Below are 17,869 nucleotides of genomic sequence, written 5' to 3'. Positions count from 1 at the left end.
TTTGGTTTTTAGAGGTTGGTAAAACATCTCATTGCTTGAATTCATTCCTTGAATCCACTTTATAAATTCAAATGATACGTTTTGTATCGTTTTTGAATATAGCAAATAGACTCACTTACGTCAAGCCTTGCCAAATTAATTTTAAATTTTTTATATTTCGAATTTTTAACGATTAGTATTTCTTACGGTGATGATAGTTTGTGCTAACATAATTGTCCTGTTACACTTTTTAGACTAAAGCAAATAAGGGAAAAGTCATGAGCCAGACCAACGCCAACCCAGCTGAAAATGAAAACAGCCTTGCACCGCCTCACGTTTTAAGCTTAACCCCTTTAAACTCGCATCCGTCAAATACGGCACTCGTTGAGCTTATCGATAGTGATAAAGACTCTCCTTTGCTAGCGGACACCCAGTTACTTAGCCGCGTGCTAATAACGGTCGTTGAGCAGCAAACCTCAGAACCGGTCAAACAAACCATTAATAAACTGTTAAATGGCGAAGACCCCCAGCAGACTATTCAAGCCATTTTGCCAACACTCAACCATCAACAGCGCAAGAACCTCATTCGGGCTTGTGGCTTATTTGCGCAAGTGTTTAACATCGCCGAAGATATGCACCATGAGCGCCGCCGCCTTGCCCACGAACAAGACGAATCTGCCTCAAAAAGTAGTTTTGCCCATGTGATTGATGAATTAAAAGCCCAAGGGATTGACAGCGATGAGTTGCAAGCACAGCTTGATGATACCTTTATCAGTGCGGTATTGACCGCGCATCCGACCGAAGTACAGCGTCAAACTATTTTATCACTGCGCCGTCAAATCCGTGCCTTACTTGAGCAATACCACACTGCGATTGGCTACCAACGTCATCGTATCGAGCAGCAACTAGAAGCCACGTTATTGTCGCAGTGGCAAACCAATGAAACCCGCCATTTTAAAATTACTGTCAAAGATGAAATCGACAATGGCATTGCCTATTTTGATTTAAGTTTTTTTGAAGCCTTGCCAAGTTTGTATCGCAAATTAGATTATCAGTTAAAAGAGCGTTTCCCCGACACTGACATGCCAAACTTACTTAATATCGGTGGTTGGATTGGTGGCGACCGTGACGGCAATCCGTTTGTGTCAGCCGATACCCTTCGCTATGCGTTCAAACGCCAAGCGGCGACGGTGTTTTACTTTTATCGTGACCAACTGGGCAAGCTATATCAAGAGTTGCCGCTGTCTATCCGCCATGTCAAAGTGAGTGATGCGGTACTGGCACTCTCCGAGCAATCCAAAGAAGATAATATCTCTAGAGAAGAAGAGCCTTATCGCCGCGCCATCGGGTTTATCTCATCACGTTTAGTCGCTACCTCGCATACGTTTGATTTGTCTTACGGTTGTCGCTTTGGACTTAGTGAGCCCTATGCTGATTGTGACGAGTTTTTAGATGATTTGTACGTTGTTTATCAATCATTGGTGGACAATGGCAGTGAGTTACTGGCTAATGAACGACTCACCGATATCATCCGCGCGGTGGAAGTATTTGGGTTTTATTTGATGCCATTGGACTTGCGCCAGTTTTCAGGGATTCATGCCGAAACCGTCCATGATTTGTTCAAACATGCCGATTTAGAAGATTACCTTTCTTTGTCTGAATCCGCGCGTCAACGTGTGCTGCTGCGTGAATTGGCAACTGCACGTCCTTTATACAACCCCTATATCACTTATGAGCCACAAACCCAGCGTGAGTTAGAGATTTTTCAAGCCGCAGCCGATATCAAAAATCGCTTTGGTGACAAAGCGATTACCCAAAGTATTATCTCTAATGCAGAACAAGTAAGTGATTTGTTGGCACTAGCGTTGTTATTGAAAGAATCAGGGCTATTATTGGTCAAAGATGGCGTACCCGTGAGCCGTATCAATATTGTACCTTTGTTTGAAACCATTGAAGCGCTGCAAAACAGTACCCGCATCATGAGTGAGTTATTGGATAAACCTTGGTACAAATCGGTGCTCGCTAGTCGTGACAATCTGCAAGAGATTATGCTCGGTTATTCAGACAGTAACAAAGATGGCGGTTATGTCACCAGTCAATGGTCGCTATACCAAGCTGAAATTCAGCTAGTCGAAATGGCAGAAAAATATGGCATTCAACTGCGTTTATTCCATGGTCGTGGCGGTAGCGTGGGTCGTGGTGGTGGTCCGTCATTTGAAGCGATTTTGGCACAACCCGAAGGCTCAGTGGATGGTCAAATCCGTATTACCGAGCAAGGGGAAGTTATTACCGCAAAATATGCCGATGCGGGCAACGCGGAACGCAACCTTGAGACGCTGATTGCTGCAACGCTCAAAGCGAGCCTATTGCCAAGCCATAGCGAAAGCCCTGATAGCGATCTAATGAATCAATTATCGCATGAAGCCTTTAATTGCTACCGCGCGCTTATCACTCAGCCGTATTTTATTGATTATTTCTTGCAGACAAGTTTGGTCAAAGAAATTGCCAGTTTAAATATTGGCTCACGTCCGGCTAGCCGCAAGTCGTTGGCGCGTATTCAAGATTTGCGCGCGATTCCTTGGGTATTTTCTTGGATGCAAAATCGCTTAATGCTGCCAGCGTGGTATGGCTTTGGCACCGCAGTCGAAAAACTGATTGCAGATAACCCAGAAAACTTAGCAAAACTGCAACACAACGCCCAACATAGCGCCTTTATGCAAGCCATGTTATCAAATATGGCACAGGTAATGGCAAAAACCGATATCGAAATCGCCCAAGCTTATGTTGAGCTTGCCAACGATGCCACTGAAGCCAACGCTATTTTTGCACTTATTACTGCAGAATATCACCGCAGCCTTAAAGCCTTGCTAACACTGACCAATAAAGAAACACTACTGGATGATAACCGTACATTGGCACGCTCACTTGCGCTACGCTTGCCATATTTGAATGCCTTAAACTGGTTGCAAGTGGCATTATTAAAACAACTTCGTGAAGCGACTACTGATGAAAGGTCTACCACTGAAACCACTACCAATGAAGCGACGAGCGATAATGAATCGTCTTATACCGCGGCGCTTAACTTGGTTCATTTAACTATCAATGGTATTGCCCAAGGCTTAAGAAATACTGGTTAGTAAATATTCAAAACAGTCTTAAATTACTTTTTAAAAAAATCGCTGGTTGTGTACTGGCGATTTTTTATTGATGACAATTAACCCAAATAAACCTTATCAAAATCCAAATGGTGCACCCATTCTCGTAGTAGCAATACCTTGGCATAAAACGCTAGGTCATTGGGCATAGCAGGTAAATCTCGCAGCGAGCGATAGCCCGCCAGCACCGCAAAAGCTTTTTCTAGCATCTCAGCCCGAATATAATCGCCATTGTCATCTTGCTCAAACGCTAGCAAGCGTAAATCCTCTGCCCCTATCACCTTTAATAATTCATCTTTGGGCAATCTAGGTTTTAGCGGTGAAATAGCATCTTCTATGCGCATAATTGCCGTTTCCCAAGCCAATTCAGTGGGTGGCAACACGTGCAATGTCTCTGCAATTACGTTTAGCGTAAGCCCAATGTCCCATAGGTTATCTTGCAACCTTACACTGATATTGTCAGGATTTACTGTTAACACTAACATAGCACGCCCTTTTGTTATTTTGATTGATTATAACTGGATTGTGATTAAAATGCGCTCGTCTAACCGGTGGATTTGATTTTATAAAAAAAACCCTTATCTAATAACCATATAAATAAGGGGATAGCCATGTCAGAAATTCAATTTAATGCCAACTTAAAAAAAGCCGAAAGCGCTGAGCCACTGACTGAGCAGCAATTAGAGGCACTGGCACAAAAACGCGCCTATTTGCAAGAGCAAGCCGAAGACATCATTGCTATTGCACAATTACAAAATAATTCTGCGCTTAACTGTTTACACAAAATCAATGTCTTAGGCGGTACTTCAGAAAAAGCTTACAGAGCCGTAAATACCCGTATTATAACCGACCAAGACCCACATGGCGCTTATCATGCGGTGGCAATGGCACAGTCAACCTCGGATTTGCCCTTTGATGTGCCTACCCTCGTAGATATTGTCATTGAGCAAGGTGAGCCAGCATTACAACTGCGGTTGTTAAAGCTATTTGATAGTCAGCCGATTGCTGCCGAGCCGATTCCAAAAATTCGTGATAGTATCAATCAGTTAGGGGATAAAGCGGTGATTTCACAGCTCAATCAGCATTTGTTAAATCGCCAGTGATACAAAAACAATAAAGGTTAGGAACGCTCCTAACCTTTTTTATGTCTGTCCTGTCGTTACCGCTGTCCTTTTTACATTTGTGCTTCTTTGCTTGTACTTCTTTGCTTATATAAAGGGCTTAGGTATAAATTACGGGCATCTAAACGTCATGGTATATTCGTAATCATCATCGCGGGCAATGGTTTTTTTGCTACCAAACACACTGCCAATCATGCCTATGGCTTGGTCAGCCGCGCGTCCCATGTTTTCATCCAACACGCCATTATACTGGTAGCTATCGGTCAACACGATGGGCGATTTTCCGCGGCACTGCTCGGTTGCGATATGTAACGCATTTACTTTGGCGATATTTTTGCTTTTGCCTAACCCAGTGGTTTCTAGGGTGTTGTTCGCGCGCTGTAGCACGGGTAAATTAGTTGGTGTACTTTGACAAGCAGATAAGCTCACTGCTGCAACCAGCGCGATAGTGGTAATTTTTAATGTGGTGATGTTTAATAAAGACGGTTTGAGAGATGATTTCATGATCTGCAGGCTGTCCCTTTTCAATAGCGGTGTTAAAGTTCTCATCAATTATCAATAATCCAGGCAAACTCACCATTTCAACAATAGAATTTGGTTGATGGCTTGTATTAGTGTGTGGTAAAAAGTGAGCCGCCGCAAGTGGTCTTACAAATCATAAAATCCGCGCAACAATTGGCTGGTTTGTTGATTTTCAAACTAGCTATTTTGGGTGAAATTGGTTAGCATGATGGGTGGTTTTTTTAAAGTTTTTTGCTTAGATTAGGACGATTATGCTCTCACCTGCCCACTCACAATCAACCCATTCGCAATTAATAGATGCCCCTTGCGGTAAGCTTGAAGTTGACGCGCTTTGGCAAGCTGACTCAACGGGCGTTGCTAACCCAAACGCCGCGTCGGTTGAGCGCGTTGCCATTCTTTGTCACCCAAACCCATTGCAAGAAGGCACGATGATGAATAAGGTGGTGACCACCATGTATCGTTTTGCCCGCGACCAAAACATGCACGTGGTACGCTTTAATTTTCGCGGCGTGGGCAAGTCAACGGGCGAGTACGGCAATGTGACAGGTGAAATCGAAGACGCCTTAACCGTGCTGCAATGGATTCATAGCCAAACCGAGGCGCGCAAGCTATGGATTGGCGGATTTTCGTTTGGCGGATTTGTCGCCGCTAAGCTTGCTCAGCTTGTCAATGAACAAGGCGCATTTTTGGGAGTGGATGATTTTGATATCACTGATTTGGCCTTGATTGCCCCTTCTATCGAAAAAAACGACACTTCAGATTTGCTACTGCCCACTGCACAAACCTTTATGATTTATGGCGCGAATGATGAAGTGATTGCGCCAAGCTCGCTACAACAATTTGGGGAAAACTTTGGTATTCAAACGCACATCATTGACGATACAGGGCACTTTTTTCATGGTAAATTAGGGGAATTAAAACAGCTGCTTGAAGCGTTAAGTAGTAAATAACGCAGTTTTTATTTTATCCTAGTTTCTGATTTGTGTTTTTGATGGGTGTTTTTGATTCAAATTTTTGCTGTATTTGACATCGTGAGCTATTTGGCACTTTAATGCAGTCTATTTAATGGCATCTATTTATTGAATACCCCTACGTCAAAGCACGTTGAAATGGAAATTTGACAACTTTTTAATTTACGCTGAGAGACAACATGCCCAACTCAAATTTACGACCCCTACAACGCTATGAGCTTGCGCTAAAATCTGGTGAGTTTAGCGAAGATGCACAGCAGCGCGCTGCGATGACTTATTTGGATAATGTCTATGAACAAATCATGGACAACCGCGCCAAACAACGTGGGCTATTTAGCTTTTTAAGACGTACTGAGCCGCCCAAAGGGCTATATATGTGGGGCGGCGTGGGTCGTGGTAAGACTTGGATGATGGATATGTTTTTTGAGTCGGTGCCTGCCGACAGCAAAATGCGCCAGCACTTTCATCACTTTATGAAACGGGTGCACGCCGAGCTCAACAAGCTACAAGGTCAACAAGACCCACTACAAAAAGTCGCCGATATCATCCATAATGAAGCGGATGTGATTTGCTTTGATGAATTTTTTGTCTCCAATGTCTCCGATGCGATGATTTTAGGTGATTTATTTACCATGCTATTTAAAAAAGGCATCACCTTGGTTGCCACATCAAATATCGCGCCAAATGGCTTGTATAAAAATGGTATTCACCGTGACCGTTTTTTACCTGCCATTGCCGAAGTTGAAAAAAACTGTACGGTCATGAACATTGACAGTGGTATCGACTACCGTCTGCGCGTATTGCAGCAAGCCGAACTTTACGTATCTCCATTGACCAAAGAAAACATCCACTGGCTTGCCAACCGCTTTACCGCGCTAAGCAACAACCAACACATTATCCAAGACCCCATTCATATCAATGGTCGTGATATCGCTATCAAAGGTCGCACCGAAAACACCCTGTACATTGATTTTCGGGCATTATGTATGCAGCCGCGCTCGGCCAGCGACTTTATTGAAATCGCCAATGAGTTTAGCACCGTGCTAGTCGATGACGTGCCTGCGCTCAATGATGTGATTGCCGACCCTACACGCCGTTTTATTTATTTGGTGGATGAGTTTTATGACCGTCGGGTGAAGCTTTTGGTACGTGCAGAACAGCCGATTTTGGAATTGTATCAAGGGCAAAAATTGGCGTTTGAGATTGAACGCACGCGCTCACGCTTACTTGAAATGCAATCGGAAGAGTATTTAAAAGCGGAACACCGATTGGATGATAGCAAAAAAGATATTGAAACTTGATCTTATTTTGAACAAGTCAGCACATTTTAAAGAGAGTTTTTATGAAAAGCGTTTTTGTATTTTTAATAGCAATGCTAACGACAAATTTGGTATTAGCAGATACTAATAATCTTAGCTACCAAGATATGCAAGATAAAAACAGTCCTGCATATCAACAATTTGCTCAAAGTGTAAGCGAAATTCAGCAATCTGACATGTTGGAAAAGATGGATAAAACTCAAGCTTATATTCGTCAAAAATATTCTAATTACGACCCTAATATGTGTCAAGAAAGTGTGGATCTTCAATTAGCAAACACTGCACCATCAACGCTTACCGCTAAACAAATTACCGAAGTTCAAAAAACGCCTAAATATAACCTATTACGTTCTACCGCCATCAAGTCATGCAGTGACTATATTTTAAAAAGTAACTTAGTGAATATTGTCAATCAGATAACTGAAGAATTAAATACCAAAAAATCACAAGATATTAACTTCTCAAAACTTGCTTTGACGGATTTTCCTTATGTAAAAAGTATTCAAAATGAAGATAACAAAATCATCATCTTATTCAATGATAAAGTCGCTGACTTTAAAGATAAAAAATTAGTTTTAACACCTAGATACAACAAGCGTTATCAAAACTACGAGTTATTGACTAAGAAAAGACAAACTTATGATTATTTAACACAATTAGAGTTTCAGTGATATAAGAATATAATTCTAATCTTTAAGAAACAAGGAAATCAAAATGCAAACGCAAGAAATTTTAGACTTTATCAAATCGCGCCGTTCAATCGGCAACCTTGTCGCCCCTGCGCCCAACCGCGAGCAAGTCGAGCAGGCTATCGAAGTGGCGCTATCCGCCCCCGATCACAAGGATTTAAACCCATACCGTTTTATCGTACTTGAAGACCAAGCGCTTAACACCTTAGGCACGGCATTAAAAAATGCCGCGATAGCACAAGGTGAAACCGACGAGAAAACCCTCAAAAAAGCGGAAAATATGCCGCTGCGTGCGCCGATGATTATCGCGTGTGTAACCGATTTTAAACCCCATGATAAAGTCCCCCATTGGGAACAAATAGCGGCAAGTAGTTGTGCCGTGCAAAATCTACTGCTTGCCTTGTCGGCACAAGGGTTTGCCACCGTATGGCGCACCGGTCCACTTGCCAATGCGCCTGCGATCAAACAACTGTTTAATGTAACCGCTGATAACCAAGTCATTGCTTTTGTCTATGTTGGCACAGCCGTGTCGACCATCCCGCCGCGTTCCAAGATAGACGTCACACCATTTATTGTTTATGATAATGGCACAAACTAACGGCTAAGCTAGCCGTTTTTATATTTTGCTCATGTAAAGGGTGCCCTGTTGTTAGTATTTGCAGGACAAGTGGATTCAAGGATTTTCAATGAAAAAACCCCAGATAGCAACCAATCTAAGTGAAAATTTAGAAAAGCTGAATGTCAATCGTGAAAAAGCCAGCAAGCTGTTTGCCGACGTCATTGAAAAAGCGGTCAAAAAGTCTAAACCGGACACCACAGCGGTATTAGAGACAGACTTAGACAATCAGCTCGCCAATCAACCTGCGCCCCTCAAAATTACCGTGCTGGGCGGTGGTAGTTTTGGTACGGCAATGGCAAATCTATCGTCCAAAAATGGCTGCGAAGTTACGCTTTGGGTACGCGATAAGCGCAGCGTCAAATCGATGCAAAAAACCCATATCAACAAAAAATATCTGCCCGACCATAAGCTTGATGAGCGCCTGCAATTTACCCATGATTTGCAAGCAGCCGTCAAAGGCAAAGATTTGATTTTTGTGGCAGTCCCTAGCGCTGCTTTTCGCGAAACTTTACAAAAAATTGCGCCTTTTATCAGCGCTCAAGCCATCGTGTCTTTAACCAAAGGTATGGAAAAAGATACCTTTGCGCTAATGAGTGATGTGATCGCAGATGAATTGCCCAATGTGGCTTTTGGCGTGATGAGCGGTCCCAATCTCGCCAAAGAAATCATGAATAATATGCCGTCTGCCACCGTGATTGCCAGCCAATCTGCAGCGCTACGGCTTGCCGTGCAGACAGCACTGCACAGTGCGTTTTTTCGCGTGTTTGCCAGTGATGATTTAATTGGCGTGGAGCTTGGCGGTGCGCTTAAAAATATTTATGCCATCGCCATGGGCATGGCCGCTGCCTATGACATCGGGGAAAACACCAAAGCCATGATATTAACCCGCGCATTGGCTGAGATGAGCCGATTTGGCGTCCAAGCGGGGGCTAATCCGCTGACCTTTTTGGGGTTATCGGGCGTGGGTGATTTGTATGCAACTTGCTCATCGACCTTAAGCCGTAACTACCAGATTGGTAATATGCTAGGGCGTGGCATGAGCCTTGACCAAGCCATCAAAAAACTGGGGCAAACCGCTGAAGGGATTAATACCATCCAGCAGGTCAATGAAAAAGCCATAAAAGAGGGTATTTATATGCCAATTACCCATGCTTTGCACGATATTATCTATGAAGACAAAGCGCCGCTTGGGGTTGCGTTAAACTTGATGGAAGCAGGATTTAGAAGTGATGTGGAATTTGTCATGCCGCATCAAGTGCAGCCAAAGCATAACTGAAAAACATAACTTTAAATATTTTTAGGTAAATACATGCAATTAATTTTAGTTCGTCATGGCGATGCAGGCGCTTATACCCTGCCAGACCATGAAAGAAATTTATCAGCACTGGGTCAAGCCCAAGCTTCACAGACCGCACAATGGCTTGCTGAGAACTTTGAGCCCGATCATTTTATCGTCAGTCCTTACAACCGCGCCCAGCAAACCCTTGCCCAAATCCAGCAATTTTTTCCCCATGTCCCTGTGACCACGTATGATGGCATCACCCCCGATAACGATGCAGACATCGCCGTGGATGCGCTAGGCGAATTTGTTGGCGACTGCATGGTGGTGGTTTGTCATATGAATATCATTGCCAAAATCGCCCATATTCTCACGGATGAACCCCTAGAGGGTTTTGCGCTGGCTGAAGCGCGTGTGTATGATATGGGTATATTGGCACCCAGTCTTGCCGCTGAGATTAAACGCTTTGTTCCCACCTGTTAGGTGATTTAATTTGTCAATTTTGTGTAGGACACTTCTGTGATTCATATTTGGTTGCCAACTCAGCATGCTGCCTTACGTTTATGGCAACAAACCAGCCAGACTTGGCAAACGGCTGACGATTGGCAAACGCTTGCGACCCTTGCCAATCTGCAAACCACCCAATCAGCCAAGCTGCAAGCCTGTCTCTATTTTCCTAGTGTCAATTTATTAACAATCCAGCCTACCCTTTCAGCAAGCCAGCTCAACGCTTTGGGCGACACCGGCAGGCGCTATTTATTTGAAGATATCAGCATTGGGTCGGTAGAAGATTTACAAGTCAAAATCCAGCCGGCGGTCAGCAATAGCGAGTTACCGGCGTTATTTGGGCTTCATGCTGCCGATATTCATTCATGGATCAATGCTGCCTCGTTGGCGGGTATTGAGATAGTCGCTTTAGTGCCAGATTTTTTATTGCTGCCGACCATAGATACTAGAATTGATACTAGAATGGATACAAGCATAGCTACGAGCACAAACACGAGGGATACAGAAACGAGGGCTGCAGAAACGAGACCTACCACAAGCGCGGTCTATTACCAAGATGCAGATACGCAGTTATTAAAACTCCATACTTATCACGGCATGGCGGTTAGTTTTTTACCGCTGGTACTCACCAAATTACCCATGCTAGAAACGCTATATTTAACGGGTTTTCACGATGAAACCGTTGCTCAGCAATTAGCCAGTATGCCTAATTTATCCATAGAATCATCTGAGTTGTTGCCTACCCCAATCAAAGACCCGGTCAGACATTTTTTTAACTTTGCGACAATCAAAGGTAAAACGACGCTTGCGCCTTATGCCAAAGTCATCGCCCTAATCACGGTTTGTGCGCTGCTGACAGCCTTTATGGTCGATGCGCTTCGTTGGTATTATTATAACCAAGCACAAAAACAAGCCGCAACTTTGCTGGCGCAGCAATACGCCCAGTGGTTTCCCAATGAGCCGCTTAGTAGCAAACTCACCCTACAACGACAGTTATCTGGCAAATTAACCACCCAGCAATCAGCCACGCCAAACCTACTTCAGACATTGTCGTCCATACAGCCGGTATTGCAGCAGTACCAACTGACTGCCAAGCAGCTTAATTTTCAAAATAATCACTTACAACTGCAGCTTTTATCATCAAGCGCCGATTCATTAAACAAAGCCGTCAATGACATGGTAAACAAAGGGATAAAAGCCAAGCTAGGGTCTGTGGATGCTGCTATGCCCGCTGCGATGTCTTCCAATACTGCCAGTGCGGTTTCCAGTGCAGTGGCGCCAACTTCTGCTGGCAGTGCCGTTGCCATGATAGATATTGAATTGGCAGACTAAACCTACGACTGAGATGAATTTATGAAACCGCACGCCTCACTGAGCCAATCCCTGCAAAAACTAACCACGCCTCTGGGTCATGCCTTTCAAAATTTATCACGTCGTGATCAGATTGCGCTGCTGATATTGGCAATGTTCTTGCTTTTCTTTGTGGTCGGTGTCGGTGGTTGGACGCTGCATAGTAAAGCCAACCAAGCACAAAAAAAATACGATGACACCATGGCAGATGTGTTTTGGCTACGCAGTCAAGCAGGTAACATCAATCCCAACCAGACCCAACAAGTCAGTCAAGCCGATGCTATCAAACAAATACTTAGCCAATCAGGTATTGTTAATGCGCAAGTGGTCGAGAATGGCAATACTATCCAAGTTGCTTTTAGTCACGCGCAAGCTAGCGTAATCACCAATATATTTAATCAGTTTCAACAACAAGGTATCCGCATCCAGCAACTACAAATCAACCAGCCAGCCCTCGATAAGCTAGAAGTACAATCTGTCTTATCTATTAACTAATGGTAAAACTAAGCAATGGTAAATGACCATAAAAAACGATGCACTTGGCATCGTTGTTTTGGCGCATGGGGGCGCATGGGGTGATTATTTTTGCACCCACTGACGAATTTTATCACGCTCTGCTGGCGTTGCTCTCAACCATAACTGCATAAATTGATCGAGACTATCCGATGAACTGACTGTGGTCGCAACAGGTTGATTGATAGCGGGAATTGCGCCCCCTGATTGTCCTAAGGCATTGATGGTTTGTTGATTAGCTTCAACCGCTTTTGAGCTACCACCAAACACACCGCCTAACGCATTACCCAACCCGCTAAAAATACTTGAACTACTGCTGGATGTGGCTTGCTGACTTGCAATGATTTGCTTGCCTTGTAGCACCGCTAGTGTGGGTTGTTTGACATATTCTTTGGCCGCATTATAGTCTTCTGGTTGACCTAGCATATCCAACACATACGTTTGATTGTCGGCAAGCTCTACGGGAACGCTAATATTGCTTGAACGTAACACATCGTGATTGTCACCGCGCAGCTCGTACAACCGATTGTACTTGGCAGTAATCACATGTTTGCCTGGCTCAAGTTTATAGGTTTTTTGCGGTTTTGAAAGCAAGCCGTTTTTGACTTCTTGACCATTAATGGCAGTCACGATGGTATTATCAGTGACATTCAAGGTGACTTGGGCAAATGTTTGTGTGGTTACTAACACGCCCGCAGTCAACGCGGCAGCCGTCCATAAGTACTGTTTATTCATAGGATATCCTGTTGTTTTACATCAAACTGTTAATGGATTCTAACCCATTTATCACGCAATTCCTATGACAAACCCGGTCAAAAATCTAAAAAATTTTCATTTTCTGTAATTTCATCAAAGTCCGCCAATTCAAAATTGAGCGTTAAATTATCAATGATGTTCATCGCATCTTGAATTTTGGCTTTGGTCACTTTGTTTAATGGGGTGCGTTCCATATTGGAAAATAATGGCTGCAATTCGTTTAACACTGCCAACATCGCGCCGATGCGGTGAGGACCTTCATTGAGCAAATAGTCAATAATGCGCGGGTCAAAGTGCCAATGACGACGGCGTAATACCGATTCCAAAATCAGCTGTCTATCAAGCTTATCACTGCCCGTTGGCAACTGAAAAGTTGCGGCTCGAGCAAGCCTGGATAGCAAATCTCGCAGCTCAAAATTTAACGCTTTGACAGGCAAACGACTGGCAAAAATAATTTTATTGCCGTATTCTTGCGATAAATTAATCAGATGAAAAACTGCTTCTTGCCACTCAGGATGACCTTGAATTTCATCCATATCATCAAGCGCAATCACTGTGGTATTCTCTAGCGATGACAACACCATGGCATCCATATTGGCGTTTATCAGTTCACGCAGCGACAGATAAATAACAGATTGGTCGATATCACGGAAGGATTCGCAGATAGCGTTGAGTAGATGGGTTTTACCTGTATCGCGCTCGCCGTATAGATATAGCTGCGTCAATAGCCCTACATGCATTTGGCGCACCACATCGATGATGGATGCCCAGCCTGGACCACTAAAGTCACTGATACTCGCGGACTGCTTGATATTTAAGTTTAGACTTAATTGTTCCGACATTCATGCACTCGCAATCGGTAAGATATCCCTTTTTGAAAATAAATCATAAACCACTGTACATATAACACACTGTATATATAACACATAGTGCTGCCCAGTTAGCCGCCCAATGCTTAAAAGTTTGAAAGTTTGAAAGTTTAAAAGCAAAAAATTCAAGCGTCTAACTAAATTTTGACTATTATAACCTAAATTTATGAAATAGCTACTCACGCGCCTTTTGCTCCATTTTTGCTCCATTTCAGGTTATTTCAAATTTACTTATCTTTTTTGTTTACTTTTGAAACCCGTCAAGACAAAAACACTCAATACTGTTTTGGCGCTGAATGCGATGATATAACCAAAGATTGTACATGTCTTATCATTTTAGTAGTATATTTGATTATCTTTGTAATGGAGACTTCTATGTCTTTTGTTAACCAATGGCGTGATGCGAATTTTTTTAGACCATTACATATTACTATAAGTACCCTAAGCGCTATGGGGCTAGGCTTGGGACTTGCCGCCTGCCAGCCCACCCCTGATACAACTAACGGAGCCAGCGACACTGCCCCTTCACCGTCTAACGTACCTGAAGTCATCATTGCTCAAACCCCAGCCAGTATCCCACCTGCCACAGTCGGGTTAAAACGCATGGATTTTCCGGTATATTTGGCAGGTGTGCCCAATCTACTGCATCCAATCATTCCGTCAGTGCCTATCAATCGCAAATATGACAGCGATGGCAGTGATGCTAAAAAATCAGCCGTCAGCTACTTTCAAGAAGTTGCGCCCTATGATTTTCAAAGCAGTGTTTACAATATTGTGTTTGAAGGGTTAAAAACCGGGCAAGTACACCGGCTGTTTCCACAAGATAACTTTGTGATAAGAGCGGTGCACACGCCCTTGGTAGATTTAACCCAAGATGACAAAACAGTGCAGAAGAAAGCTACCATGTCGCAAACTGCACCTACCCAACCTCAAGCCGCGAAAGAAGCAACCAGCCCATTGGCAGTCAAAGTCGGCAATACCTTACTGCTAGGCTATTTTATCTATGAAGTCAAAGAGATAGCTGATGATGATGACAATAAAACCAATCTTGATCAGCAGCTCACCTTGTATTTAAGCGATTTAAATGGCAAAAATTTATTGAAACTCACGCCCAATAATCAATATTTTAAACATTATAAATGGCTGCCTGAGACCAAGCGTTTTTACTTCTCAACCCAAGCCGATACCAACGGCGATCGGGTGATTGATGAGAATGATAAATACTTCTATTATTTCATCGATTTTGCCAAAAATGCGCAAATAGTCACTGCGTATGATTTTAGTAAGCCAAAAGCATAAAGCTTTGATAAATTGCGCCGTTAAGCGCGTTTGAGACGTAACGCATTGAGCACCACAAACAGTGAGCTCAATGACATACCAATCGCAGCCAACCAAGGCGGCACATAGCCTAACGCAGCGGGTATCAGTACGATAAAATTATATCCTAGCGCCCATTTGAAGTTTTGGGCAATAATGCGATCGGTCTTGAAAGCCACCTCACGCGCTTTTGCCACGGCTTGTATTTGACCATTGAGTACCAAGGAGTCGCTGGAGACTTGCGCCAAATCTGCTGCACCCGCCATCGCGGTTGAGATATTGGCAGCGGCAAGTACCGGCGCATCATTTACCCCATCCCCGACCATTTGCACGATGTGTCCTTGCTGCTGCAGCGCTTTTAAATGTTGTACCTTATCATTCGGGGTAAGACCTTTATAAACTGTGTCAATACCAAGCTCGCGCGCTACCTCAAGCGCCTGAGCACTAGGGTCACCGGTAAGCATCAGCACCTGCGCGCCTTGGTCTTTGAGATGTTTAATGGTAGCTAAGGCGCCTTCTCGGACTTTATCATGAAAATAAAAATGCGCCAGTGGTTGCCATTTTTTGCTTAGGCTATCTTGTCTCGATAAGGTCACACTGGTGCTGGCTTGGTGTTTGCTCAGATTTGGCAGTAACCCATCGTCTAATCCTGATTGAACTGCAAAACCATGATGACCTAGACGGTAACTTAGCCCATCAATCGTAGCTTGCAGACCGCCCCCCGGAATGTGTACCAAATCGCTGGTAGTGGGCAAATGCATTTGCCGAGTCATTGTCAATAACGCATGAGCAATGGGGTGACGACTACCCACTTCAAGGCTCGCTGCAATACTTAAAAAATGGTTTTTTATCTCGTCTTCGTTTTTGGTGTCATCTTCAGTAAAATCCACTGAGGGATTTTGTTTAACACCATACGGCATATCCAGCGTTTCAATCGCCATCAAATTGGGTTGACCGTACGTCAATGTACCGGTTTTATCAAACGCCACATGGGTGACTTCAGCGAGTGTGGTAATGGTATGCCCTCGCGTCGCCAAAAACCCTAGGCTTGCTAGTCGATTGGTAGAAACGGTTAATGCGATGGGTGTGGCCAATGACAAGGCACAGGGACAAGTAGCGACCAATACGGCAACCGTTGCCCAAATGGCATGACTCGGCTCGATAAAATACCAGGCCAAAAACACCATACCGGCAATCACCAGTACCCGCGCAACAAACCAGCGCGCCAGTTTGTCTGCTTTTAAGGCGATTTGCGGTTTTTCACTGAGCGAGCGATTCACTAGCCTGTCAATCACGCCCATTTGGCTGTCATTGGGTAGTGTGGTGATTTGCATCACAAACGGCTGACTGTCATTTTGGCTACCGCCCACAATATTATCGCCCAAGCGTTTGATGATTAAGTCACTCTCCCCGGTCAATAAACTTTCGGACACCGTGGCACTATCCGACAGCAAAACACCATCACTGATGATACTGCTACCGGCATCAATGCGGACAATATCACCAACTTTTAGCGACTGCGCCGAAACCATTTGCTCGTTATCACCCCTATTGGCAGGGTCTATACTAAGTGACTGATAAAAAAGGTCTTTATATTGACTGGCATAGAGCATCACTTGTGAGGCATCCATATTCTCTATCGCTAACGGCGCTTCATGACCCAGCTTTGCGACCAACACAGGTTCGACGACCACCAAATCATTGGCTAAATTGGCAGCTTTTAGCCTAGCATTGTGCTCGACAAATTTGCCCGCCAATAAGAAAAATATCAGCATACTAACCGAGTCATAATAGGTCTCGCCCGTGCTAGTCAATGTCGCATATAAACTTGCCAAAAAGGTAATAACAATGGCGATACTAATTGGCACATCCATATTGACTTGGCGGGCTTTAATCGCTGACCACGCCGATTGAAAAAATGGCAATCCTGCAATCAAAAACACAGGAATACTAACAAACAGCGATACCCAACGTAAAAATTGCCGATCGTTGACGCCGATACCTGAATATTCCCCAAAATATAGCGCCACTGCGAACATCATCGCTTGCATGGCACCCAATGCCGCAATGCCCAATTGAAATAACATACGGCGATTATCTCGCTTGAGCATCGCCTCATGGGTATCTTGCCGATAGGGTTTGGCATCATACCCGATGGCTTGCACATTTGCCAAAATTTGGCTAATCGGCAGTTTTTTATCATCCCATACCACGCGCATCCGTTGATTGGTCAGGTTGACTTGGCAAGTGTCCATGCCATCAAGGCGATACAACTGGGTTTCAATCAGCCAACTACAGGCAGCACAGCGCAAATTGCTGATTGACAGCTCAGCAACGCTGTGTCCTTGCTGATGGTAAATAAATTGCGATTTGATATCATCGTGGTCATACGCTTGCAGCTGATATAACGAATCAGGGAGACTGGCGGTACGATTGATTTCGCTGCGGTCAAGATAGTATTGTTCAAGCCCCGCCTCGATGATACTTTGCGAAGCAAGCTGACAGCCCATACAGCACATCGCCCGATCTTCACCCAATACATGGGTAAAAAATGGCTGGCTTGGTAGCGGGTCGCCACAATGAAAACAATGCCCTTCTTCTGGCAACACCAGCTCCACATTTTGATATGTGGTAGTAAATTTGCTATCCGCTTCAACAAGCGTACGGCTAGGCGCATCGGTCACAAGCGACCGCTCAATATCCGATTGTTTTGCCCCAAAATGGCTATTGTTTGGCATCATCAAAACCCCTAGGGCAAAAACCCTAACTCACCCAAAAATGACTGTTATTGTACTCCAAAACGGTCTATTAAAGTTCAAAAATCCTGTATAAACGTGGCAAAATAGCACGATGTTAACATTGTATTTTGGCGTATTTTGGGTCATGATAAAGCACTTTTTTAT

At 44.0% G+C, this 17,869-nt stretch carries 16 protein-coding genes; 11 read left to right on the top strand and 5 right to left on the bottom strand.

All coding sequences use genetic code 11. The annotated features are described in order from the left end of the window. Positions 1-257 precede the first annotated feature (257 nt). Entirely contained in the window at positions 258-3,116 is a 2,859-nt protein-coding gene (gene ppc, locus ACH0AB_RS02920) for a phosphoenolpyruvate carboxylase (protein WP_406877104.1), read from the top strand. Positions 3,117-3,193: 77 nt separating this feature from the next. On the opposite strand, the gene ACH0AB_RS02915 is transcribed toward ppc, so the two are convergent. Then, positions 3,194-3,619, bottom strand: a complete 426-nt coding sequence (locus ACH0AB_RS02915) for a hypothetical protein (RefSeq protein WP_406877102.1) — start codon at positions 3,617-3,619, stop codon at positions 3,194-3,196. A gap of 126 nt (positions 3,620-3,745) precedes the next feature. On the opposite strand from ACH0AB_RS02915, the gene ACH0AB_RS02910 reads away from it, so the two are divergent. Then, positions 3,746-4,237, top strand: a complete 492-nt coding sequence (locus tag ACH0AB_RS02910; protein WP_353478303.1) for a hypothetical protein — start codon at positions 3,746-3,748, stop codon at positions 4,235-4,237. 129 nt (positions 4,238-4,366) lie between these two features. On the opposite strand, the gene ACH0AB_RS02905 is transcribed toward ACH0AB_RS02910, so the two are convergent. After that, the gene (locus ACH0AB_RS02905) at positions 4,367-4,759 is read right to left on the bottom strand and encodes a hypothetical protein (protein ID WP_065252543.1); all 393 of its coding nucleotides are present in this window, start codon (positions 4,757-4,759) and stop codon (positions 4,367-4,369) included. Positions 4,760-5,028: 269 nt separating this feature from the next. On the opposite strand from ACH0AB_RS02905, the gene ACH0AB_RS02900 reads away from it, so the two are divergent. The 8 genes from ACH0AB_RS02900 (at position 5,029) to gspM (ending at position 12,006) form a co-directional block, all read left to right on the top strand. Next, positions 5,029-5,727 carry an alpha/beta hydrolase gene (locus ACH0AB_RS02900; protein WP_313012664.1) on the top strand — a complete coding sequence of 233 codons (699 nt, stop codon included), beginning with the start codon at positions 5,029-5,031 and terminating at the stop codon, positions 5,725-5,727. A 200-nt stretch (positions 5,728-5,927) separates the two neighbouring features. Further along, positions 5,928-7,049, top strand: coding sequence for a cell division protein ZapE (zapE, locus tag ACH0AB_RS02895; protein WP_406877101.1), 1,122 nt, complete (start codon positions 5,928-5,930; stop codon positions 7,047-7,049). Positions 7,050-7,090: 41 nt separating this feature from the next. Further along, entirely contained in the window at positions 7,091-7,738 is a 648-nt protein-coding gene (locus tag ACH0AB_RS02890) for a hypothetical protein (RefSeq protein WP_144917534.1), read from the top strand. Between the two features lie 43 nt (positions 7,739-7,781). Next, complete coding sequence (locus ACH0AB_RS02885) at positions 7,782-8,354, top strand: nitroreductase family protein (protein ID WP_406877099.1); 573 nt, start codon at positions 7,782-7,784, stop codon at positions 8,352-8,354. Positions 8,355-8,442: 88 nt separating this feature from the next. Next, complete coding sequence (locus tag ACH0AB_RS02880) at positions 8,443-9,651, top strand: NAD(P)H-dependent glycerol-3-phosphate dehydrogenase (RefSeq protein ID WP_406877098.1); 1,209 nt, start codon at positions 8,443-8,445, stop codon at positions 9,649-9,651. A 33-nt stretch (positions 9,652-9,684) separates the two neighbouring features. Further along, positions 9,685-10,137 (top strand): phosphohistidine phosphatase SixA, encoded by a 453-nt coding sequence (gene sixA, locus ACH0AB_RS02875; protein ID WP_406877097.1) that lies wholly within the window; start codon positions 9,685-9,687, stop codon positions 10,135-10,137. A 36-nt stretch (positions 10,138-10,173) separates the two neighbouring features. Beyond that, positions 10,174-11,493 (top strand): type II secretion system protein GspL, encoded by a 1,320-nt coding sequence (gene gspL, locus ACH0AB_RS02870; RefSeq protein WP_406877096.1) that lies wholly within the window; start codon positions 10,174-10,176, stop codon positions 11,491-11,493. 21 nt (positions 11,494-11,514) lie between these two features. Further along, a complete protein-coding gene (gene gspM / locus ACH0AB_RS02865; protein ID WP_406877094.1) occupies positions 11,515-12,006 on the top strand; it encodes a type II secretion system protein GspM in 492 nt (163 codons plus the stop codon). Between the two features lie 84 nt (positions 12,007-12,090). On the opposite strand, the gene ACH0AB_RS02860 is transcribed toward gspM, so the two are convergent. Continuing rightward, on the bottom strand, positions 12,091-12,759 hold the full coding sequence (locus tag ACH0AB_RS02860; protein ID WP_406877093.1) for a DUF2057 family protein: 669 nt from the start codon (positions 12,757-12,759) through the stop codon (positions 12,091-12,093). 77 nt (positions 12,760-12,836) lie between these two features. After that, positions 12,837-13,622 carry a DnaA ATPase domain-containing protein gene (locus tag ACH0AB_RS02855; RefSeq protein WP_406877092.1) on the bottom strand — a complete coding sequence of 262 codons (786 nt, stop codon included), beginning with the start codon at positions 13,620-13,622 and terminating at the stop codon, positions 12,837-12,839. Positions 13,623-14,024: 402 nt separating this feature from the next. Here ACH0AB_RS02855 and ACH0AB_RS02850 point away from each other — a divergent pair, with 402 nt between their 5' ends. Then, the gene (locus tag ACH0AB_RS02850; RefSeq protein WP_406877091.1) at positions 14,025-14,948 is read left to right on the top strand and encodes a hypothetical protein; all 924 of its coding nucleotides are present in this window, start codon (positions 14,025-14,027) and stop codon (positions 14,946-14,948) included. Between the two features lie 20 nt (positions 14,949-14,968). Here ACH0AB_RS02850 and ACH0AB_RS02845 read toward each other — a convergent pair whose 3' ends face one another. Further along, on the bottom strand, positions 14,969-17,704 hold the full coding sequence (locus ACH0AB_RS02845; RefSeq protein ID WP_406877188.1) for a heavy metal translocating P-type ATPase: 2,736 nt from the start codon (positions 17,702-17,704) through the stop codon (positions 14,969-14,971). Between the last annotated feature and the right edge of the window lie 165 nt (positions 17,705-17,869).

Origin of the sequence: Moraxella sp. 179-F 1C4 NHS, assembly GCF_045370505.1 — a bacterium.
Taxonomy (GTDB): domain Bacteria; phylum Pseudomonadota; class Gammaproteobacteria; order Pseudomonadales; family Moraxellaceae; genus Faucicola; species Faucicola tetraodonis.
Note: the sequence above shows the minus strand (reverse complement) of the source record. Positions and strands in the feature narration are given on the sequence as shown.